The 20,430-nt window shown below is 71.1% G+C and carries 19 protein-coding genes, 1 pseudogene and 1 CRISPR repeat array (1 of these 21 running past the window's edge); of the genes and pseudogenes, 8 read left to right on the top strand and 12 right to left on the bottom strand.

Going from position 1 to position 20,430, the window contains the following annotated elements:
* Positions 1-6: 6 nt before the first annotated feature.
* A complete protein-coding gene (locus tag DNK56_RS23360) occupies positions 7-1,374 on the top strand; it encodes a hypothetical protein (protein WP_111337816.1) in 1,368 nt (455 codons plus the stop codon).
* The gene (locus DNK56_RS23355; protein WP_111337815.1) at positions 1,371-2,201 is read left to right on the top strand and encodes an NAD(P)-dependent oxidoreductase; all 831 of its coding nucleotides are present in this window, start codon (positions 1,371-1,373) and stop codon (positions 2,199-2,201) included. The genes DNK56_RS23360 and DNK56_RS23355 overlap by 4 nt, the downstream gene beginning before the upstream one ends.
* Positions 2,202-2,275: 74 nt before the next feature.
* Here the strand turns inward: DNK56_RS23355 and DNK56_RS36185 are convergent.
* Positions 2,276-2,653, bottom strand: a pseudogene (locus DNK56_RS36185) (IS200/IS605 family accessory protein TnpB-related protein); the annotation flags it as partial.
* Positions 2,654-2,823: 170 nt separating this feature from the next.
* A complete protein-coding gene (locus tag DNK56_RS23345; RefSeq protein WP_111337814.1) occupies positions 2,824-3,561 on the bottom strand; it encodes a SigE family RNA polymerase sigma factor in 738 nt (245 codons plus the stop codon).
* Between the two features lie 212 nt (positions 3,562-3,773).
* Here DNK56_RS23345 and afsQ1 point away from each other — a divergent pair, with 212 nt between their 5' ends.
* The 5 genes from afsQ1 to DNK56_RS23320 all read left to right on the top strand — a co-directional run bounded on the left by afsQ1 (position 3,774) and on the right by DNK56_RS23320 (position 7,540).
* Positions 3,774-4,451 carry a two-component system response regulator AfsQ1 gene (afsQ1, locus tag DNK56_RS23340; RefSeq protein WP_199563647.1) on the top strand — a complete coding sequence of 226 codons (678 nt, stop codon included), beginning with the start codon at positions 3,774-3,776 and terminating at the stop codon, positions 4,449-4,451.
* The gene (locus DNK56_RS23335; RefSeq protein WP_111337812.1) at positions 4,448-5,989 is read left to right on the top strand and encodes a sensor histidine kinase; all 1,542 of its coding nucleotides are present in this window, start codon (positions 4,448-4,450) and stop codon (positions 5,987-5,989) included. Before afsQ1 ends, DNK56_RS23335 begins: the two co-directional genes overlap by 4 nt.
* Positions 5,986-6,594 (top strand): hypothetical protein, encoded by a 609-nt coding sequence (locus tag DNK56_RS23330; protein ID WP_111337799.1) that lies wholly within the window; start codon positions 5,986-5,988, stop codon positions 6,592-6,594. The genes DNK56_RS23335 and DNK56_RS23330 overlap by 4 nt, the downstream gene beginning before the upstream one ends.
* A 99-nt stretch (positions 6,595-6,693) precedes the next feature.
* Positions 6,694-7,242 carry a VanZ family protein gene (locus DNK56_RS23325; RefSeq protein ID WP_111337798.1) on the top strand — a complete coding sequence of 183 codons (549 nt, stop codon included), beginning with the start codon at positions 6,694-6,696 and terminating at the stop codon, positions 7,240-7,242.
* Positions 7,243-7,333: 91 nt separating this feature from the next.
* Positions 7,334-7,540 carry a PspC domain-containing protein gene (locus tag DNK56_RS23320; RefSeq protein WP_111337796.1) on the top strand — a complete coding sequence of 69 codons (207 nt, stop codon included), beginning with the start codon at positions 7,334-7,336 and terminating at the stop codon, positions 7,538-7,540.
* Between the two features lie 75 nt (positions 7,541-7,615).
* Here the strand turns inward: DNK56_RS23320 and DNK56_RS23315 are convergent, their stop codons facing one another.
* Positions 7,616-7,930 carry a hypothetical protein gene (locus tag DNK56_RS23315; RefSeq protein ID WP_111337794.1) on the bottom strand — a complete coding sequence of 105 codons (315 nt, stop codon included), beginning with the start codon at positions 7,928-7,930 and terminating at the stop codon, positions 7,616-7,618.
* Between the two features lie 135 nt (positions 7,931-8,065).
* The gene (locus tag DNK56_RS23310; RefSeq protein ID WP_111337792.1) at positions 8,066-9,220 is read right to left on the bottom strand and encodes an adenosine deaminase; all 1,155 of its coding nucleotides are present in this window, start codon (positions 9,218-9,220) and stop codon (positions 8,066-8,068) included.
* Between the two features lie 161 nt (positions 9,221-9,381).
* On the opposite strand from DNK56_RS23310, the gene DNK56_RS23305 reads away from it, so the two are divergent.
* Entirely contained in the window at positions 9,382-10,143 is a 762-nt protein-coding gene (locus DNK56_RS23305; RefSeq protein WP_199563648.1) for an alpha/beta hydrolase, read from the top strand.
* Positions 10,144-10,166: 23 nt separating this feature from the next.
* Here the strand turns inward: DNK56_RS23305 and cas2e are convergent, their stop codons facing one another.
* The 8 genes from cas2e to cas3 all read right to left on the bottom strand — a co-directional run bounded on the left by cas2e (position 10,167) and on the right by cas3 (position 19,604).
* Entirely contained in the window at positions 10,167-10,523 is a 357-nt protein-coding gene (cas2e, locus tag DNK56_RS23300; RefSeq protein ID WP_111337787.1) for a type I-E CRISPR-associated endoribonuclease Cas2e, read from the bottom strand.
* Positions 10,520-11,485: a type I-E CRISPR-associated endonuclease Cas1e gene (gene cas1e / locus DNK56_RS23295; RefSeq protein ID WP_111337785.1), complete on the bottom strand. Its 966-nt coding sequence runs from the start codon at positions 11,483-11,485 to the stop codon at positions 10,520-10,522. The genes cas2e and cas1e overlap by 4 nt, the downstream gene beginning before the upstream one ends.
* Positions 11,486-11,489: 4 nt before the next feature.
* Positions 11,490-12,269 carry a type I-E CRISPR-associated protein Cas6/Cse3/CasE gene (gene cas6e, locus DNK56_RS23290; protein ID WP_111337783.1) on the bottom strand — a complete coding sequence of 260 codons (780 nt, stop codon included), beginning with the start codon at positions 12,267-12,269 and terminating at the stop codon, positions 11,490-11,492.
* Positions 12,260-13,000, bottom strand: a complete 741-nt coding sequence (gene cas5e, locus DNK56_RS23285; protein WP_111337781.1) for a type I-E CRISPR-associated protein Cas5/CasD — start codon at positions 12,998-13,000, stop codon at positions 12,260-12,262. Before cas5e ends, cas6e begins: the two co-directional genes overlap by 10 nt.
* Positions 12,997-14,217 carry a type I-E CRISPR-associated protein Cas7/Cse4/CasC gene (gene cas7e / locus DNK56_RS23280; protein ID WP_111337779.1) on the bottom strand — a complete coding sequence of 407 codons (1,221 nt, stop codon included), beginning with the start codon at positions 14,215-14,217 and terminating at the stop codon, positions 12,997-12,999. The genes cas5e and cas7e overlap by 4 nt, the downstream gene beginning before the upstream one ends.
* Positions 14,218-14,312: 95 nt before the next feature.
* Complete coding sequence (gene casB, locus DNK56_RS23275; RefSeq protein WP_111337777.1) at positions 14,313-14,984, bottom strand: type I-E CRISPR-associated protein Cse2/CasB; 672 nt, start codon at positions 14,982-14,984, stop codon at positions 14,313-14,315.
* Positions 14,981-16,705, bottom strand: coding sequence for a type I-E CRISPR-associated protein Cse1/CasA (gene casA, locus DNK56_RS23270; protein WP_111337775.1), 1,725 nt, complete (start codon positions 16,703-16,705; stop codon positions 14,981-14,983). Before casA ends, casB begins: the two co-directional genes overlap by 4 nt.
* Positions 16,698-19,604, bottom strand: coding sequence for a CRISPR-associated helicase Cas3' (cas3, locus tag DNK56_RS23265; RefSeq protein WP_158558479.1), 2,907 nt, complete (start codon positions 19,602-19,604; stop codon positions 16,698-16,700). Before cas3 ends, casA begins: the two co-directional genes overlap by 8 nt.
* Positions 19,605-19,833: 229 nt before the next feature.
* Positions 19,834-20,430: a CRISPR direct-repeat array (repeat unit 29 nt; unit sequence CTGCTCCCCGCACGCGCGGGGATGGTCCC) (it continues 1,252 nt past the right edge of the window).

The raw sequence follows: 20,430 nt of genomic DNA, 5'->3' as shown, positions 1-20,430 counted from the left end.
GACGCCGTGCACGCAACAGGGAAGACCCTCTTCCAGACCCTGATCAACCAGCGCGGCTGGCAGGACCACCAGGTCTTCAAGAGGCGCTATGAGCAGGCGGCCCGGCAGCTGGCCGAGCTGGAAGGTCCGCCCTCGATCGCGACCGCGACGATCGAGAAGCGGCAGTTCTTCCGGTACGCGCACGGCGAGGTCCGCACTCCTCAGACCGTCGCGCGCCGGGTCCTGGAGTTCATGTTCCCCGGTATCCCCGCCACCCGCCTCCTCGGCCCCGCACCGTCCGGGCCACAGCCCGAGGCCCCACGGTCCGGCGCGAGCCGAGGCAATTCACTGGAATCGTCCGAGTACGGCCTTAAGGATGTGGTAACGATGGCGGCCACCGAGTCGGCACGGTTCGCGGCCCAGGCAGAAAGCAGCAACGTGGGACCGCACACGCTGGAACAGATGGAAGCCGACATCCGCCGCATCGTCGACTCGTACCCCAACCGGCCCGTGGGGCCCTTGTTTCACGAGGTGCGTGCCCTGCGCGACCGCGCCTTCGAACTCCTCGAAGGCCGCCAGCCGCCGAAGTACACCCGCGACCTGTACGTCGGCGCAGGCGTCCTGTGCGGCGTGCTGGCCAACGCCAGCTTCGATCTGGGCCGTTACGACGCGGCAGAGACCCAGGCCCGCGCGGCCTTTCTCTTCGGTGAACAGGCGGGTCACAACGGTCTGTGCGCCTGGGTACGCGGGCTCCAGGCACTCATCTCGTACTGGGACGGCCGCCCGGCCGACGCCGTACGTTTTACCGAGTCCGGCAGCGGCTTCACCCCCGAATCCGGAACGGCTCATATTCGGCTGGAGAGCATCAAAGCCCGCGCTTACGGCCAGCTGGGCAGGGCAGACGACGCTCTCGGCGCCCTCTCCGCTGCCGACCGGCTGCGCGAGCGGCTCACCGATGCCGACGAGCTGCCCGGCGGCATGATGGCCTTTCCCCCGGAGAAGCAGCTTTTCTACGCCAGCAGCACCCACCTCTGGCTCGCCGGCCCCCAGCACCTCAGCGACGCCGAAGCCCGTGCCGACGAGTCCGTGGAGATGTTCGAGGCCGCACCGCCCGAGCGCCGACGGCTCGGTGAGATGTCCCTGGCCCGTATGGACCTCGCCATGGCCCGCCTCGGCCGCGGCGACCTCGACGGTGCCGCAACGCAGATCCAGGAGGTCCTCTACACCAGCGCCCGGCGCCGCACGGAAAGCGTCAACCGTCGCATCAGCCACTTCAGCCGTCGACTTGCCCTGCACCCTGGAGCGGGCTCCCCTGTCGCGGTCGGTATGCGGGAGTCGATCATTGCTCATCAGGAACACACCATCGCCGAGCTCCCGCCAGGAGGCAGCCCGTGACCACCGTGACCCTCTTGCACCCCGGCTCCATGGGCGCCGCCGTCGCCGCCCAGGCCGTCGCCGCCGGCCACGAGGTGCTGTGGGTACCGGAGGGCCGCAGCGAAGCCACCCACAGCCGTGCGAAGAAGGCCGGAGCCACGGTCTGCGGCTCTCTCCCGGAGGCACTGTCCCGGAGTGCGGTCGTCCTCTCCGTCTGCCCGCCGCAGGCGGGGGAAGATGTGGCGGCGACCGTGGCCGCGCACAACTTCTGCGGGGTGTACGTCGACGCCAACGCCATCAGTCCCCAGCGCATGCAGCGCATCGCCGAGAAGATCCACCCAGGCTCCGCAGTCGTCGACGGCGCGATCTTCGGTCCCCCGCCGCGCGACGGGCGCTCGGCCCGCCTCTACCTCGCCGGGGACAGCTCGGCTGTCGACCAAGTGGAGTCGCTGTTCGCCGACACTGCCGTGCACGTGCGCCGGGCGGGCGACACCATCGGCTCCGCGTCCGCCCTGAAGATGGCCTTTGCCAGCTACCAGAAGGCCGCCCGCACCCTCGCCGGCGTCGCCCACGCCCTCGCGGACGCCCACGGGGTCGGCAACCAGCTCACGGCCGAGGCCGAGGTCATGGTCTCCGCGATCCTGTCGGACCCCGAGTACCTGCCAAGCGTGGCCGCTCGTGCCTGGCGCTGGGCACCGGAGATGGGCGAGATCGCGGACACCCTCCGCGCGGCCGACTTGCCGACCGATCTGGCTGACGCAACGGCCACCGTGATGGGCCACTGGGAACGGGACAAGGACCAGTACGACCTACCGGTGAAGGACGTGCTGGCCCACCTGCGCAACTGAGTGAAGTCCCCCGCTGAAGTCAATCGCCGGAGGGGCTTGCAGACAATGCTCCGCGGGGCCGGACAGGACCGTTTCTATTCAGTGCGCAGGAGTGAGTCTTGGACCCATTCCTGTTCGCTGCGGACATCCCGAACGGTTTTGGGTGTCCTGGTCGCCCGCGTTCTCGCCGTCTCCGGCGGCACGGATCGTGTCCGTGGTCCGGGAATCAGCTTCGTTCGAGCAGGGGATGCCCCATCCCGGATCGGGTGTCCGAGGGCGCGTCGCCCGATCGCGATGCCGGCGGCATCGTGACGGGACATCTTCCGGCGGGGCGTAGTCAGCGGCTTCTGCCAGTGCTGCCCACCCCACCGCGAGGTGTAAGCGGGGTCGACCGCAATGATCGCAAGCCCCTGTTCGGCCGCCATGGAGACGAGCCGGGCCTTGAGCTAGCCGGTCGGCATGCCTGAGCAGAGTGCCCAACAGAAACGCCGCAGGGCCGGACAGGCCCCCCCGGCCCGTCCGACCCCGCAGCTTTCCCCCGTACCCCGTTGTCCCCCGTATCCCCCCGGGCCCCCGTTCTCTCCCCCGTTGTTCGCGCCGCCGACTCCCCCGAGACGGTGGCGCCCCCGTTTCCCCCCAGCCTTCAGGCCACCAGCTCGCCGAAGGACTCCTCCTGGTCACGGCCGAAGCTGAGGACCTCGTCCTCGCGCAGTCGGCGGAGCGACCGCCAGATGCTCGACTTCACCGTGCCGACACTGATGTCGAGGATGGACGCGATCTCGGGGTCCGTACGGCCCTCGTAGTAGCGCAGGACGAGCATCGTGCGCTGCAGTTCCGGCAGTCGCGCCAGCGCCTGCCAGAGCACGGCGCGCAGCTCCGTACCGCGCATCGCGTCCGTGTCGCCCACCGTCTCCGGCAGCTCCTCGGTCGGGTATTCGTTCAGCTTGCGCCTGCGCCAGGCGCTGATGTGCAGGTTGGTCATCGTGCGGCGCAGATAACCGCCGACCGCGGCCTTGTCGCTGATGCGGTCCCAGGCCCGGTACGTCGAGAAGAGGGCGCTCTGGAGCAGGTCCTCGGCCTCGAAGCGGTCGCCGGTCAGGTGATAGGCGGTGGCGTACAGGGAGGCGCGGCGCTCCCGGACGTAGGCCGTGAACGCCGCTTCGGCGTCCTCGGACCTGACCGGTGCCTTCCGCTCCCCCGAGTCCTCCCCGTACGCGCTTCCCCCCGCGTCAACCACCGTCATGAATGACGTGTGCTGACGCCCGGCGCCTCGAACGCACCCCCGTCCGTTCACTGCGGCGCCGGACTTCTCCGTGCTCCGACCGACATCGTGCAGACGCGTGACAACTGCGCTCGCGTTGATGCTGTGAGTTGCGTTCATCCCGCGCCCCCCATCGGTGGAGTCCGTCCGTTCCCTGTGCCAATGAGCTTGCCGGGGCAGTTTCATGGCCCTGTCCGCCGACTGTCACAGGCCTGTCACAGGGCCCCGCGGCGGCACGAACCCTTGTTTCCCGATGCATGAGGGACGTATGGGGCATGTATCAGGGGGGACCGACTGTCGAACCGGGGCGCCCCATGGGTCAGAATGACCAAGTGCCTTTCCTGTTGCTGATCGAGGACGACGACGCCATCCGCACGGCCCTCGAACTCTCGCTGTCACGCCAGGGCCACCGTGTGGCCACCGCGGCGACGGGAGAGGACGGCCTCAACCTGCTGCGCGAGCAGCGCCCCGACCTGGTCGTGCTGGACGTGATGCTGCCCGGAATCGACGGTTTCGAGGTGTGCCGCCGCATCCGCCGTACCGACCAGCTGCCGATCATCCTGCTGACCGCGCGCAGCGACGACATCGACGTCGTGGTCGGGCTGGAGTCCGGCGCCGACGACTACGTGGTCAAGCCCGTACAGGGGCGGGTGCTCGACGCCCGTATCCGCGCGGTGCTGCGCCGCGGCGAACGGGAGTCGACCGACTCCGCGACGTTCGGGAACGTGGTGATCGACCGTTCCGCGATGACCGTCACCAAGAACGGCGAGGACCTCCAGCTCACCCCGACCGAGCTGCGCCTCCTGCTCGAACTGAGCCGCCGGCCCGGCCAGGCCCTGTCCCGGCAGCAGTTGCTGCGTCTGGTCTGGGAGCACGACTACCTGGGCGACTCCCGGCTGGTGGACGCCTGTGTCCAGCGCCTGCGCGCCAAGGTCGAGGACATTCCGTCGTCGCCGACCCTGATCCGTACCGTACGGGGCGTGGGATACCGGCTGGACTCTCCGCAGTGAGCACGGCTGTGCGGCGGGGTCTGCGCGCCGGGCTCCGCTGGACCAGCCTGCGGCTGCGGCTCGTCATCGTCTTCGCGCTGGTCGCCCTGACCGCCGCCGCGTCGGCCTCCGGGATCGCGTACTGGCTGAACCGCGAGGCGGTGCTGACGCGTACGCAGGACGCGGCGCTCGGGGACTTCCGTCAGGAGATGCAGACGCGCGCCGCCTCGCTGCCGCTGCGTCCCACCAAGGAGGACCTGCAAGCGGCCGCCGTGCAGATGGCGAGCAGCAGCCCCGGTTACAGCGTGCTGCTGATCGACGAGCGCGAGCCGGGCAAGCCCATCGTCGGCAACTCCGACCTGGACACCTTCACCCGCAGCAACGTTCCGCTGTCCCTCCAGGAGCAGGTGAACCGCAAGCAGCCGGTCAAGGCGGGCAACAAGTACGAGTACCACCTGTTCTGGCAGCGCACCTCCATACGCGGCACGCCGTATCTTGTCGCCGGTACGAAGATCATCGGCGGCGGGCCGACCGGTTACATGCTGAAGTCGCTCGACCAGGAGCGTCAGGACCTCTCCTCGCTCGCCTGGTCGCTGGGCATCGCCACGGCGCTCGCCCTGGTCGGCTCGGCGCTGCTGGCGCAGGCGGCGGCGACGACCGTGCTGCGGCCGGTGCAGCGGCTCGGGGACGCGGCCCGCAAGCTGGGCGAGGGCAAGCTCGACACCCGGCTCGACGTGTCCGGCACCGATGAACTCGCCGATCTGTCGCGCACGTTCAACAGGACGGCCAGTTCGCTGGAGAAGAAGGTCGCCGACATGAGCGCGCGCGAGGAGGCGAGCCGCCGCTTCGTCGCCGACATGTCGCACGAGCTGCGCACCCCGCTGACGGCGCTCACCGCGGTCACGGAGGTGCTGGAGGACGAGGTCGACAGCCTCGATCCGATGATCGCGCCCGCCGTGAACCTGGTGGTCAGCGAGACCCGGCGGCTGAACAACCTGGTCGAGAACCTGATGGAGGTCACCCGCTTCGACGCGGGCACGGCCCGGCTGGTCCTGGACACCGTGGACGTGGCCGACCAGGTGACCGCCTGCATCGACGCCCGTGCGTGGCTGGACGCGGTGGAGCTGGACGCCGAGCGCGGCACGATGGTCCGCCTCGATCCGCGCCGGCTCGACGTGATCCTGGCCAACCTGATCGGCAACGCGCTCAAGCACGGCGGTTCGCCGGTGCGGGTGTCGGTGCGCATCGAGGGCGAGGAGCTGGTCATCGAGGTCCGCGACCACGGGCCCGGCATCCCCGAGGACGTCCTGCCGCACGTCTTCGACCGCTTCTACAAGGCCAGCGCCTCCCGGCCGCGCTCGGACGGCAGCGGGCTCGGGCTGTCCATCGCCGTGGAGAACGCGCACATCCACAACGGCGACATCACCGCGCACAATTCGCCGGACGGGGACGGCGCGGTCTTCGTCCTGCGGCTGCCGCGCGACGCAGGGGCGCCGAGCCGTACCGCCGGCGATCACGACGCACCGATACCGGACCACCAGGAGGACGACTCGACGTGAGGCGCAGCGAACGCCGGGGGCTTCGAACCGCCGCCGCCCTGGCAGGTGCCGCACTCTGTGCCGCACTGGCGACGGGCTGCGGCATCCGTACGACCTCGGTGCCGGTGGACGCCGGTGCCGCTCCGTCCCGGGTGCCGTGCGCGATGCCCGCCTCGGACGCGGCGCAAACCGGGCGGGGCATCCCGGTGGAGATCTACCTGGTGTGCGCCTCGCAGCTGGTGGCGGTGGACCGCGCGGCGCAGGTCCAGGAGGCGCGCGGGGACCGGCTGGGCACCGCGGCCGGGCTGCTGGACGAGCTGCGCAGGCCGCCCACGGCGGACGAGCGGCAGGCGGGGTTCTCCACGAACGTCCCCGAGGGGCTCCGTGTGTCGGGTCCACGCGCGGGCGACGCGAAGGGGGTGCTGCGGCTCAGCGTGCAGCCGGAGGACCTGTCGGCGGAGGCGCTGGCCCAGATCGTCTGCACCTTCACGGAGCACGAGTCGCTGACGTCCGACGAGATGGTGACGCTGGGCGGGCCGGGCGACTATCCGGCGCGGGGCTATCTGTGCACGGCGGAGACGAAGGCGAGCCCGAAGGAGATGCCGGACATGGTGGGAACGCCGTAAGGGGCGCGGGTTTCGCGGTGGCGGCGCGGGGAACGCCGTGAGGCAGGTCTCCCCGGGGGCTGCGGAACCGATCCTGCCGCCGTCCGCGTCTAGGGCTTCGTGCGTCACAGTACGGACGGCCAGGCCGTCATCCGTTTCCGCGCGGCAGGGGTGTCGCTGCTCCTCGCGCATCTGCTGATCGTCGGGTGGCTCACTCTGCGCCCGCTGGACGTGCCGTGGGTGACCGCCGCCAACTTCTCGCCGCTCGCCGGCATCAAGGCCGACCTGTCCCTCGGCCCGGCCGCCGCGTTCCGCCAGATCGGCGGGGCGCTGCTGCTGCTGGCGCCGCTGGGGGTGCTGCTCCCGATGGCCGAGGGCCGTCTGTACGTGTCCCCGTGGCTGTCGCTGGCCCGTACGGTGGCGGCGGGCTCGCTGATCTCGCTGGCCATCGAGCTGGGGCAGACCGGGGTGCCGGGGCAGGTCGTGGACGTCGACTCGCTGTTCCTGAACACGGCGGGCGTCGCGCTGGCGCACGTCCTGGTGGTGCCGGCGGGCCGGGCCCGGCTGCGCCGGCGCGCCGGGCAGGAGCGCCGGGTGGTGGCGCGGGCCGGGCACGAGGCGGCTCAGGGTTCGACCCCGACGATTTCCAGGGTCGGGATGGCCCCGTAGAGCGACGCTTTGCCCCTGTTCGTCGCGCGACGATGGATGCATCGGGAGCACGACGGACTGCTCCCCGCAACGTTTCGCGAAGGAGCTCACCATGGCCGCACTTGCCCGCCCCCGTGACGGACGCATGATCGGTGGAGTGTGCGCGGCGCTGGCGAAGCGCTTCGGCACGTCGGCGACGACGATGCGTGTCGTCTTCCTGGTCTCGTGTCTGCTGCCGGGACCGCAGTTCCTGCTCTATCTGGCGCTGTGGCTGCTGCTGCCCCAGGAGCGGCCGTCGTCGTCGGCGACCGCCTGGTGATCGTCCGGCGGACATGACCGTGGGCGGGCCCCGACCGGGGGGCCCGCCCACAGGCGTGCTGCGGCTGCTGCCGGATCAGCGGCCGAGCGGCACACCGTTGGCGGTCAGGCCGTTGGCGGTCACCCCACCGGCGGGCAGGCCGCCGAGGAGGCCCTTGACCGGGGTGGCGGCGTCGCCCAGGACCTTCGTCTGGCTGGTGCCGAGGAGCTGGTCGGCGGTGTCCTGGACCGGCAGCGTCGAGGTGGCGTCGGCCACGGCCCCGGCGACGGGCACCACGCTGGTCACGGTGTCCAGCGGCAGCACGGAGGCCGAGGCGGTGCCGGCGGCGGCAGCGGCGAAGGCGGCACCGAGTGCGGCGACGCCGAGAGTCCGGGCAGCAGACTGCTTCATATGACATTCATCCTTGGGGAAGGGGATGTGAGCGGCTTCGCAACGTAGTCATCCGTCGCCCCGCTCCGCAAACATCGCCCCCCCCGGGAAAACGGCCGGGAAAACCTTTCCCCGGCCGTTTCCCTTGCCGTTTCGTCAACCGGCGAGCGAGGAAGACACGCTGGTCGCAGCGGTCTGCTCGAAAAGCCATTCGGACTTGAGCTCGGCATATCCGGGCTTGATGACGTCGTTGATCATCGCGAGACGTTCATCGAAAGGAATGAACGCCGACTTCATCGCGTTGACGGTGAACCATTGCATGTCGTCGAGCGTGTATCCGAAAGTCTCGGTCAGCTTCTCGAATTCGCGACTCATGCTGGTACCGCTCATCAGCCGGTTGTCCGTGTTGACGGTGGCCCGGAAGTGCAGCTTGCGCAGCAGCCCGATGGGGTGCTCGGCGTACGAGGTGGCCGCCCCGGTCTGCAGGTTGGAGGTCGGGCACATCTCCAGCGGGATGCGCTTGTCCCGTACGTACGAGGCGAGCCGGCCCAGCTTCACCGAGCCGTCCTCGGCGACCTCGATGTCGTCGATGATGCGGACCCCGTGCCCGAGCCGGTCGGCACCGCACCACTGGATGGCCTGCCAGATGGACGGCAGCCCGAACGCCTCGCCCGCGTGGATCGTGAAGTGGTTGTTCTCGCGCTTGAGGTACTCGAACGCGTCCAGGTGCCGGGTGGGCGGGAAGCCGGCCTCGGCGCCCGCGATGTCGAACCCGGCGACGCCCTGGTCGCGGTAGCGGTTGGCGAGTTCGGCGATCTCCAGGGACCGCGCGGCGTGCCGCATGGCGGTGAGCAGGGCGCCGACGCGGATGCGGTTGCCGTCCTGCCTGGCCCGCCGCTCGCCCTCGCGGAACCCCTCGTTGACGGCCTCGACGACCTCTTCGAGGGTCAGCCCGGCCTCCAGGTGCTGCTCGGGGGCGTACCGCACCTCGGCGTAGACGACACCGTCGGCCGCCAGGTCCTCGGCGCACTCGGCGGCGACCCGGAACAGCGCGTCACGGGTCTGCATGACGGCGCAGGTGTGGGCGAACGTCTCCAGGTACCGCTCCAGCGATCCGGAGTCGGCGGCCTCCCGGAACCAGATGCCGAGTTTGTCGGGCTCGGTCTCGGGAAGGGCGTCGTAACCGACCGCGGCGGCGAGATCGACGATCGTGCCGGGTCGCAGCCCGCCGTCGAGGTGGTCGTGCAGAAGGACCTTGGGGGCCCGCCGGATCTGGTCCCGGCCGGGCACGTTGAGGGTGGGGCTCATCATTCACGCACTCTAACGCCTACGCGCGTAGAGCGCGCTTGTCGTTGCATAACGGATACGCGGGGCGGGAAGGGCGCGTCCGGGCGGGGCCCCTGCGGAGCCCGCACGTAACAGACACCGCGAACAGGGGTGGCGTACACCCCGGTGTCTGACACTGTTACGCCATGGCACAGCGCGCACTCCCCCAGCCTGCGGCAAGGCTGGGACGGGCCGTCGGAGCGGCGGCCGGAACAACAACGGTCGGCGGCGTGGTCCTGCTGCTCCCGGACGGCGAACCCCACTCGAACCGCCGCCCCTCCTCCCTCTCCCACGCCCGCCTGCTCCCGCTGGCCCGCGCACTGGCGCACGCGGGGCGCGGCGACGGCCTCGCCGCCCATGTGGTGCGCTACCGCTGTCGCGGCTGGAACGAGGACGCCGCGCAGCTCGCGGCGGACGCGGAGTGGGCGGTGGAGGAGACCGTACGCCGCTACGGGGATGTCCCCGTCTGCCTGGCCGGCCACGGCATGGGCGCCCGCGCGGCCCTGCGGGCGGGCGGCCATCCCTCGGTCGGCGCGGTCCTGGCCCTGGCCCCCTGGTTGCCGGGCGACCCGTCCGCCGACCCGGAACCGGTCAAGCACCTGGTGGGCCGCCCGGTCCTGCTGGTCCACGGCACCAACGACGCCCGCTGCGAGCCGGAGTTGTCGTTCCGTCTGGCCCAGCGAGCCAAGAAGATCCACCGCGACACCTGCCGCTTCGAGGTCCACTCGGACGGCCACGCCCTGCGCCAGCACCGCTCGGAGGTAACGGCACTGGCCGCCGACTTCATCCGCGGCACCCTCTTCGGCCACCCCTACGCCCGCCCCCTGACCGACGCCCTGGCGGCTCCGCCCCCACTGGGCCTGCGCATGCCTCTGGCCGTGGGCTTCGGAAAGTCACTGAGCACGTAGGGCACGGTCGGGGGACCGCCTCCTCACCCCCGCCCGAACCGCCGCCGCTTCGCCGCCCTGCTCCAGCCCGGCTTCGGGCTCTCGGGAGGGCTCGACCGCCGCGCGCCCTCGCTCGGTCGGCGGATCAGCGTCAGGCCCTCGTGGTCGGCGGGGTGCCACTTGTGGTCGTGGGTGAGGAAGGTGAAGCCCTGCTCGTTGTCGGTGGTGTGGGCCAGCAGGGCGCGGCCCTGGTCCGCGTACTCCCGCACCTCCGCCCACAGCACGTCGCGGACCCGCGCCGAGGGGTTGCCGATGAAGACGCCCGCCGAGATCTCCAGGAGCCAGCGGGTGAGGAAGCCCCGGAGGCCGGCCGGGCAGTTGGTGAGCACGATCACCGTCACCAGGACGTCTCCTCGGCCTCGTAGGCGTCGGGCCCGCCGTAGTTGCGGCCTGCGGCGACCACTTCGCCGCCGTCGCTCTGGAGCGTGACCACGTCCCGGTCGGCGGCGGCGCCGGCGCCTTCGGGGAGCAGCAGGCCCTTGATGTCGTCCACGCACCGATCCAGCAGCGATGTCTCGTTGATGCGGTCGCGCAGGGCCCTGCGGGTCCGGGACGCCACGTCCTCCTCGCTCTCCGCGGCCACGTCGAAGGCCAACGGGATGCCGATCTCCGTCTTGTACAGGTCGGCGATGTCGAGGACGAAGGAGAGCTCGTGGCCGGAGTGGACGAAGCCGAGGGCGGGGCTGCAGCCGAGCGATGAGACCACCGCGTGGGCCACCCCGTACATGCACTGGGCCGCCGCGGTGATCGCCTGGTTGACCGCGTCGCCTGCGGTGAAGTCGCCGGGGACGTACTTGCGTCCCCGCCAGCGGATGCCCGTACGAGCCGCCTCGGCCCGGTAGCAGTCCTTGACCCGGCGGCCCTCATGGCCCAGGAGCCCTTTGCGGGTGAGGCCGTCCGGGTCCTCGTCGGGGAAGCGCAGCCGGTACATCGCGCGGGCCACGGACAGGCGGCTGCGCGCGTTGGCCCATTGGACCGCCTGCGCCTCCGCGAGTGCGGACGACCGGGTCAGTGCCCGGCCGCCCGCGTAGTAGCGCACGCCCTGCTCGCCGACCCAGGCCACGGCGGCGCCGGTCTCGCCCAGCACGCTCATCGCCTGGTGCGTGATCCGGGTGCCGGGCCCCAGGAGCAGGGTGCCGATCGTCGCGGACGGGATGTGCGTGGTGCCCTCCGCGTCCTCGGCGGTGATGGCGTTCGCGTCCCGGTGCACCACGCAGCGTTCCAGGTAGATGAAGGACAGCCGGTCGCCGGTGCGGGTGAGGTGGCGGGGTGTGAGGGCGCCGCGCTGGGAGACCGTCGCCACGGGCTCAGCCTCTTTCGTCGAGCGGGGCCAGCGTCAGCAGGCCGCAGCCGTACGCCTTCGCCTTGCCGATGCCGTGAGTGAGCGCCCGGCGCAGCGCGTCCGGGTCCGCCACCTCCAGGTGGCCGTCGTACGTCACGGTCGCGATGCTGACGCGGCCGGCCCGCTTCCCGTCGCTCCGTGCCGCGCCGCGCTCCTTGTCGAACGCGAGGCCCCTGCGGTCGCCGACCGTCAGCCGGTACCGGTCGCCGGCGTGCTCGTGGCCCTGGTGGGTGGTCCCGGAGGGCAGCAGTCGCTCGTCCTGCGGCTTCTCCACGATCCGGAATCCGCAGCTCTCCTGGCGGGAGACGAGCCACCCGGTCTGGTGGAAGGGGGTGATGTGTGCCGTGCGTTTGCGCGGCTCGTCGGGCTTTCGGCGTATGTGGTGGACGGGGTTGGCGGTCAGCCGGAACGCCCATCGCTGGCCGGCCGCCAGGCGGTCGAGGAACGGACCGTACGGCCGGGTCTGCCACCCCGGTGATCCGGGTTCCGCGAGTGCGGGCCAGCCGGCCTGCTCCACGAGATGGGTCAGGTCCGGCTTGTCGGGGCCGACCACGTACAGCAGCACTTCGGCCCGCGCGTTCTGGTCGAGGCGCCACAGCACTCGCGGGCCGTCCGGCGTGGTGGCCGCTGTGGGGAGGAGGTCGGGGAACGATGCCATGACGGCCGCGTGGAGCGTCTGGGGCGAGGACAGCAGTCGCCGGGCACCCGTGCGCGCGGTGTTGATGCGGAAGCGGGTCAGGAACATCGGACGCTCTCCTCCTCCAGGGCGTCGAACGGCTCGTGCCGAGGACGTACGGGCTGCCGGGGCACGGCGTCCGGGTTGGGGACGGTAACCGTTCGGCTGACCACGGTGCGCAGGGCGTGCCGGCGTTGTGCGGCGGAGAAGCTGAGCGGCTGGTCGCGCTGGTGGTCCGCGTCCTCCTCCTGCTCCTCCGCCTCACGCAGCACGGTGAGCGATACCGTCGCGTCCTTCCGGAACCTCCGGCGGTACCACGCGGCGGCCTGCCACGGCTCGTCGGCCAGCGCCCGGTGCGGCGAATCGCCGTCGCGTACGCCCAGCTCCACCGGCTGCGCGGGCGGGCAGGAGCGGCGGCCGAGGAACGGCGGGTAGGCGGGGGCTCGCAAGGCCGCGTACAGGCGGGCCAGGAGGTCGGCCTCGCCCGCGACCGCCGCCACGAACACCGCGTCGGCGAGGTAGAAGCGTTCGGACAGTGGCATCGAGTCACCCGTGACGCCGTGGTGGGCCGTCTGGAAGTCCCGCACGCGGCTGCCGGGTTGGTCGATCCGGACCCCGAACCGCAGGTGGGACAGGGTGCTCAGGGCGTCGTCGTCGCCTCGTTCGATGCCGGCCGCCGCCGCGAGCAGGCCGATCACCCCGCTTTTGGTCGGTGCCGGTTCGGTGGTGCGGCGAACGAAGCGGGCGGACGATCCCCAGGACTGCAGGGGGCCCGCGAGCCGCATGGTCAGCACGCTCACTCGGGCTTCTCCAGGCGCTCGGCGACGGCCTGTCCCACGGAGGCGACGAGTTCGCCGATGTTGGCGGACTCGGTCCCGATCTCCGCGAGCTCGCGGGTGTTCGGGCCGACGCGGAGCACCCAGGTGAGGGTGGAGTCCGCGTCGCCGTACGCCCGCTCCACGTCGGGGATGTACTCCGCGAGGCGCGCGCACGCCTCGGACATGTGGCCGCCGAGGTCCCCCCGCACCGGCTCCTCGAACGCCGCGACGAAGCTGATGGGGCGGGTGGTGCGGAGTTTGACGACGACGGCGTCGGGCAGGGTGTGGTGGCCGAACGTGTTGATCTTCCCGGTGGGCAGGGATTCGACGAAGCCCCGTACGAACGCTTCGGCGGCCCGGCGCACCGGGGTGGCCCCGGGCTCGTCCTCCTGGAGCCCTTCGCCCAGGTTGGCGGCCAGTTGGTGGATGCCGAGGGCGGCGTAGCGGTAGAGCGTGGCGGAGTTGAAGTCGACGGTGCCGATCATCCCGGCCCCCGGCTCCGAGTCGTCGTTCTTGTCGTCGACCGCCGTGTAGTAGTCGGACTCGTTGTCGACGCGGTGGACGCTGATGGCGTGGGCGACCTGCACCGCCGCGTCCACGTTGAAGTCGGTGGCGTCCGCGACCATGCGGCCGAACAGGGCGATGTCGACCGAATGACGGGTGTCCGCGGCCTTCTTCACCTTGTCCTTGTTCTCCTTGGCCTTCAGGAACGCCGCGATGTCGGCGGCGCCCTCGATGGCCAACCCGGCCAGCCCGTCCAGCTGTCGTGCGCTGAGGAAGACGAGGTACTTGGCCTGGGCCACCTCTGCCTGCGTCTCCTCGTCACCGGCGTCCTCGGCCGCCGCCGACTTCTTGGCGGCGCTCTTGCGCTTGGGGACCTCGATCTTGAGCCCCGTGGCCGCGATGACGGCGGCCGCCAGTTCCAGGGCTTCGGACTCCTCGATGGTGTCGTCCCGCTCGATGATGCGGGCGGCCAGTACCTCGACGACCTTCTTGGTGCGGACGCCCAGTTCGCTCGGGTCGAGAAGGTTCTTCGCCTCGAAGTAGTCGCGGGTGGCCTTCTTCCACGCCTGGCTGGAGACGCGGGCGCGGGGCACGCCGCCGTACACCGAGGATTTGGGGGAACCGGTGTCGTCCCGGTTCAGATTGCTCGGTGGAACGGTCTGCAGGGCGTGTACATCGAGGTAGAAGCGGTTCACGAGACGTCCTTGTCGTACGGGCTGATGTGTGGGGCTGCCGAGGCCGGGACGGCGGAATGCCGGTCGTTCGGGGAGTGCGGGGCGCCGTGGACGCGTCAGTCGTCCGCCGTGGCGTCGCCACCGGGTTCCTGGCCGTCGTCAGCGTTCTCCGCCTGCCAGGCGTGGAAGGACCGCCCCCATTCCCTGCGTACCCGGTCGGGGCCGTCCGGCCACTGCCAGGTGTAGAGCTGCCCGGCGAGCAGCGCGTAGTCGAGGGCGAACCGTTCGCGCCGCAGCAGGAGGACGATGTCTCTCAGGCGTTGAGCGAGGACGGTCAGGTCGGGCGCGGTACCGGCCCGGACCAGCCGCTTGCGCAGCGGGTCGTCGATCTCGCCCGGCTTCATCATGCGGCGCACGGCGGCTCCGAGCCCGCGAGGCCTTCCACGGCTTCCCTGTCCGTGCATTCCCGCCTCCCTGCGGGACTGCTGGTGCAGTGCCCACAGCGTGAGGGCGGTGTGGAGGGCGTTCTCCGCGCGTTCCAGTTCGGGATCGCTCAGCTCCCGGGCGCCCTCGTCGGGAGCGTGCAGGGACGAGGTGTCGATGAGATTCCACAGGTCGGGCACGCGTTCCGGCTTCTGGCCGGCGCCTCTGCGCAGCCGGGCGAGAGCGGCGACTGCGCTCGGCTCGTCCGCCAAGTACCCGCGCTGGTACCCGGCGATGAGTGAACCGGCAAGCTGTTCGACCTGCTTGCGGGGCGTGAGCAGAGCGGGGGTGGTGGTCGTCGTCATGCGTGTCCCTCGGTGGCAGGCGCGGCAGCGGCGGGCGCGACGGCCTCCGGTTCGCCGCCGGTGTCCGTCGTGGATCGATCGGAATCCCGGGGATGGCCCAGGCAGGTGTCGAGGCGGTGGCGGAACCAGTTGCCGGCCAGGCCGGCGTTCAGCCATTCCGTTCGCGACTTGACCGTGATGAGCACGCCCTGCCACGCGGAATCGCCGGCCCGGTCGATGAGGTCCTCACCCAGCCGGGACACGATGCGGTGCACCTGGCGCTGCCACTCGGCACGTGATTCGTACGGGTCCGTGCTGCCGTCCAGGGCGGCGAGCCAGGTCCGGTAGTGCGTACCGAGGACGTGAAAGCCCTGGTCGCGTGCCGTGAGTCTGGGGCCGTCGCTCTCGGTCCGGGCGGCGCGGGCGAGGTTCGTCGCGAGGTCCCCGAGCGCGGTGACGGCCTCCTCGGCGTCCTTCACGGCGCTGATCGCCTGCTCCGCGTATTCGCTCCTGCGCGCGTGGAGCAGGACCACCGCCATGGCCACGTGGTCGTCCACGACTTCGTCGATCACCGACTGCTGCGTCCCGTACTGGGCGCCGATGATCCGTGCCCTGATCAGAAAGCGCTCGTCCAGCTCGCCGTCCGTCACCAGCCGCGCGATCCATTCGAAGAGCCGGGGCGGCAGGTAGTTCGCCGCTTCCGCCCCCTGCGAGGGCGCGCCTCTGTTGGCGATGAGGGATTCGAGCCCCCGCCAGGCCGAGCGGGTCGGGTCGTGCTCGCGCGGCATGTAGGCGGTCGCCTCGCCGTGCTTCTTCTCCTGCGCCTTGCTGCGCCGCCAGGCGGTCATCGGCTCGCAGCCGTGCTTGTTGCGGGCGTTGAGCGGATCGCCGTAGCCGAGGACCACGCCATGCACACCGTCGCCGTCCGCGTGCAGCAGAATGCGGCGGGTCTGCCAGGTGTAGAGGTCGCGGACGCCGGTGGGGCGGCGTACGGGCTGGGCCCCCGGCCCGCAGGGGTCGCGCCGCCAAGCGGGAAGGTCGTCGCCGGCGTCCCAGTCGCTGAGGCCCTCGGTGTCGGCGGGCGCCACCATGTTGAGCAGCAGGGTGTCCCGCAGGGTGGGGCCTTCCGCGAAGACGCCTCCCAGGTTGCCCGCCCAGCCGACGCCCAGCGGGTAGACCCTGCCGCCCTTGGTCCGGTCGTCGCCCACGACGCCGGTCTTGATGCCGGAGGTGTCGTACGCGTGGGCGTGCACGGTCCAGCGGGCGGCCTCCGCGTACGTCAGCCGCTCCGCGCCCGGCATCCGCGAGCTGAAGAACGGCGCGCCGTTGGGCACGTCCGCCACGATGCGGTTCAGGGAGAAGACTTCACCCTTCGCCGTGTGCAAGCCGGCCACCTGGAAGAACGGCGTACGGGCGTGGAAGAGGTCGAAGCGGTCGCGATGCTCGTCGAGGTAGCCGCCGATGGGCGCGAAGGGGGCCTCGTCGGCCCGTAGTTCCGCCCAGTGCTCCACGTCGCGTGGTCCGTCCAGCGCGTCGTGCGCGATGGCGAGCAGCAGCCGTAACAGCACGAACTCCTGGGTGGGCAGGTCCCCGACGATCCGCCGCAGCCGATGGGCCTCGCCGAACACCTGCCGCAGTGACAGCTCCGCGTGCTCGCCGTTCAGGCGCAGAACCGGAATCCATGGCTCCGAGGTGAGGTCGAACGACAGCGCGCGGGCCGCGTTCTCATCTGTCTCAGTCACGGGTCACCTCAAGGCCGTCGCACTGGCTGTAGCTCAAGGAGAAGCCTGCCAGGTGGGTCTGACAATCCTCGTCCAGCACCAGAATCAGCTGGCCGGCGAGCCAGGAACTCTCCTTCACCTGCCAGGCGGGCACCCAGAGTTGCTCCAGCTCGGAGATGGCCCGGTCCATGACGTCCCCGTACGAGAACTGCGTGGGCAGTCTCAGCCCGCAGCTCGCCGCCGCCCGTGCGGTGCGCCGGGGCGGCAGCTGGTCGAGGGGCAGTTCCAGGCCCCCGAGCGGCTTGCCGTTCCGGTCCGGCGCGAGCCACGGCACCGTGGTCAGCGACCCGTCGGCCCGTCGCCGCACCACCAGGACCTCCAGTCCGTCCCTGGTGTCGCGGACCTGGGCACGCCCGGCCGGGCTGTCGTCGGTGTCGCCCACCCCTGCGGCGACCCATCCGAACAGCGGCCTGCCCGCCGTGCCCACCTTCCCCAGCCGGAACACGGCCGCACGCTCGGCCTGGTCGGCGAGGTGGTCCTCGTGACGCTCAAGAGCGTCGGCCATCGCGTCCGTCCACCCCGCCGGCGCCTCGGTGTCGTCCGCGTACGCGCCCTGGACGAGCGGGCAGATGTCGTCGGGCAGCCGTACGGGACGTTCCTCGCCCTGCTCGAAGTGCGGGAGCAGCACTGCGGCCGACCGCAGCAGCGTGTACGCCCCGTACACGGCGACCGATCCCCGTACGGGCACGGGCACCTCGGGCTGCCAGTCGGCGCCGGTGACCAGACACCGCGCGCGGCGAAGCCGCTCGGGGCGGTCCCGCTGGCCCTCGCCGCGCTGGTGGCGGTGCAGGCGGCCCATGCGCTGGAGCAGGAGGTCGACCGGGCAGAGGTCGGTGACCAGCAGATCGAAGTCCACGTCGAGGGACTGCTCCGCGACCTGGCTGGCCACGACGATGTGCGGCCCGGGCGGGCGCCCTTGCGCCGTACCGGGCGGCCCGAAGCGCTTGAGGAGGTCGGCGTCCTTGGCGGCCCGGTCGACGTCGATGAAGCGGGAGTGCGCGACGGTCACGTTCTCGTCCCCGAACCGGGCGCGGAGCGCCTTCGCCGTCTCCAGCACGCGGGCAACGGTGTTGCGTACGACGAGCGCGCAGCCACCGCCGTCCAGTTCGTGGGCGAGACGCCCGACGACGGCGTCCGTGTCGTCGTCGAACGGTTCCAGCACGACGTCCGTGCCGCGGCCGGAGGCACCGGGACCACGCATGACCGGCGAACCGTTGTGTGTGACGGCGGTGAGCAACGGGTAGGCGGTGGCCTCGGCCACGCCCTCGAACGCCTCCGGCGTACCGGTCGTCCCCGCGTACGCCTCGACCAGTTCACGTCGTCTGCGGGCGGGAAGAGTCGCGGAGAGAATCACCACCGGCACCCCGTACGCGCCGAGCCAGGACAGCACCCGGTCCAGGTAGACGCTCATGTACGTGTCGTACGCGTGCGCCTCGTCGATGACGACGACCTTCCCCGCCACGGCGAGATGACGCATCGCCAGGTGGCGGCTCTTCAGGCCGGCGAACAGAAGCTGATCGATGGTTCCGGCGACGAACGACGCCAGCATGGCCTTCTTGCGCCCGCGCAGCCAGGCGTGCGCGACGAGCCCGGCAGGGGCGACGCGCCGCACCTCCTGAGCATCGAGATCGACGGCGGCGATGCGCTGACCACTGTCGCGCATGAGGTCGGCGAAGCGTTCGTTCAGCGCGGCCTTGGAGTGGGCGAGGAGGACGGAGTGCTCGGCGTCCCGGGTGGACGGAAGCCGTTTTATCCACTCCAGGAGGCGGGGAAACATGGCATTGCCGGTGGCCATGGTGGGAAGGGCGAAGAACACGCCACCGGCACCGGAGCGGGCCGCGAATATCTCGGTGACGGCGAGAGCGGCCTCGGTCTTGCCCTCTCCCATGGGCGCCTCGATCACCATCAGTCCCGGCCGCTCCATGGCTCGGGCCAGCTCGACGGCGGCCTCCTGCACGGGGCGGGCCTTCGCCCCCTCCGGCAGCCCGAACCGTGTCCCGATGAGCTGCTGAGCGTCCTCGGTGGGGTCCGGCGGGGACCAGGGGGCGGGCAGGTCGAGCCCGCGCCAGGCGGCGGCCACCCGCTCCTCGCCGCTGCGAGCGACGTCCTGCGGGAAGTACGGGAAGAGGTCGGCGTTGCTGGCGATCCAGTCGGCGACGATCACGAGCGATGTGAGCAACACCTGTGCGGTCTGCGGCAATCGCACGTCCCGCCAGGCGTCCAGCCGGTCCCGTACGCGGTACTCGTCGGCGCAGGCGTCGAGCAGTTCGCCCTGCACGCGCTGCCAGGCGTCCCGGCTGGGGCCCGGGGTGCGTAACAGGTGCCCGTGCCCGCTCAGCGCGGTGATCTGCCCGCGCTCGGGCGGTACGCCGTGATGCCCGCCGACGACCACGGTGAACTGCCCAGCCTGCGTCTTGGTCCACCCGTGCCGCTCACGCAGCCACTCCCCCAGCAACGCCTGGCCGGCGAGCCCGTGCGGGGCGATCCTGCGGTCGGGACCGAGCGCCTTGGCGGAGCGCATCTCCAGCCCGGCATCCCGCATACGGGCGGCGAGTTGCTCGACCTGGCAGGCGAAGGCGGGCGTGGCCTTCCCGATGTCGTGCGCCCCGGCCAACCAAACGGCAAGCCGCCGCCCGTCGTCCTCCCCTCCGGGGAGGGAAGCGCTGACGACCGCCCGAACACTGCCCGGCAACCACGAGTCCCACAACAGGCCGGCGACGGCCGCGCTGTCCTCCATGTGCCGCCACAGGGGCAGCCACCCCTCGGAGTCCCGGTCGTGCTTGGCCCACACGGTGCGAGTGGGGGCGGAGAGCCTGACGTGGAGACCGGGGCGGGAGGTGGGACGACTTGCGGTGGCCATGGGCCATTAATACAGGAGGAGAAGAGGAGGAGATGCTCATAGGATGAAAGTTGAGTCATTTTGAGGGATGTTGGAGCAAGTGGACCTCACGAGGGGTAACCAACCGCTACAGTCCCCAGCCACCTTGCGCACGACTCCAACCAGCAACCGGGCAGGGTCCGTTATGTCGGTTTCAATGAAAGTGGTCAAAAACCGCCTCCCCACCGGATAAAGTCGCAGGTCACAAAGCCTGCTCCCCGCACGCGCGGGGATGGTCCCAGGCGCTGCTCGAACCCGCCGGTCTTCGTGAGCTGCTCCCCGCACGCGCGGGGATGGTCCCATCGGGACACCCTCGGGCAGGTCGATCATGCGCTGCTCCCCGCACGCGCGGGGATGGTCCCACGCTGATCCTTGACGCCGTCCACTGGTCCCTCTGCTCCCCGCACGCGCGGGGATGGTCCCTGGTCGTACGGGGTCGAGTCGAACCCGTACATCTGCTCCCCGCACGCGCGGGGATGGTCCCGCGGGATCGCTTTGGCGCCAATTGTTGTACTGCTGCTCCCCGCACGCGCGGGGATGGTCCCCAGAACAGGTGGCTCGGCGACTGCGCGAACTGCTGCTCCCCGCACGCGCGGGGATGGTCCCGAACGCCTCGGCCAGGACGGGCATGCCGTCGACTGCTCCCCGCACGCGCGGGGATGGTCCCTCCCCGACGACGGCCTCTCTCCGGGGCGCGAGCTGCTCCCCGCACGCGCGGGGATGGTCCCGCCCACCCCTCGGCCGCCTCGTCGAGGGGGTGCTGCTCCCCGCACGCGCGGGGATGGTCCCCCGACGCACACCCTCCCCG

The sequence above is a fragment of the Streptomyces sp. AC1-42W genome (genome assembly GCF_003248355.1).
GTDB lineage: Bacteria > Actinomycetota > Actinomycetes > Streptomycetales > Streptomycetaceae > Streptomyces.
This window is presented reverse-complemented; position numbering and strand designations above follow the sequence as displayed.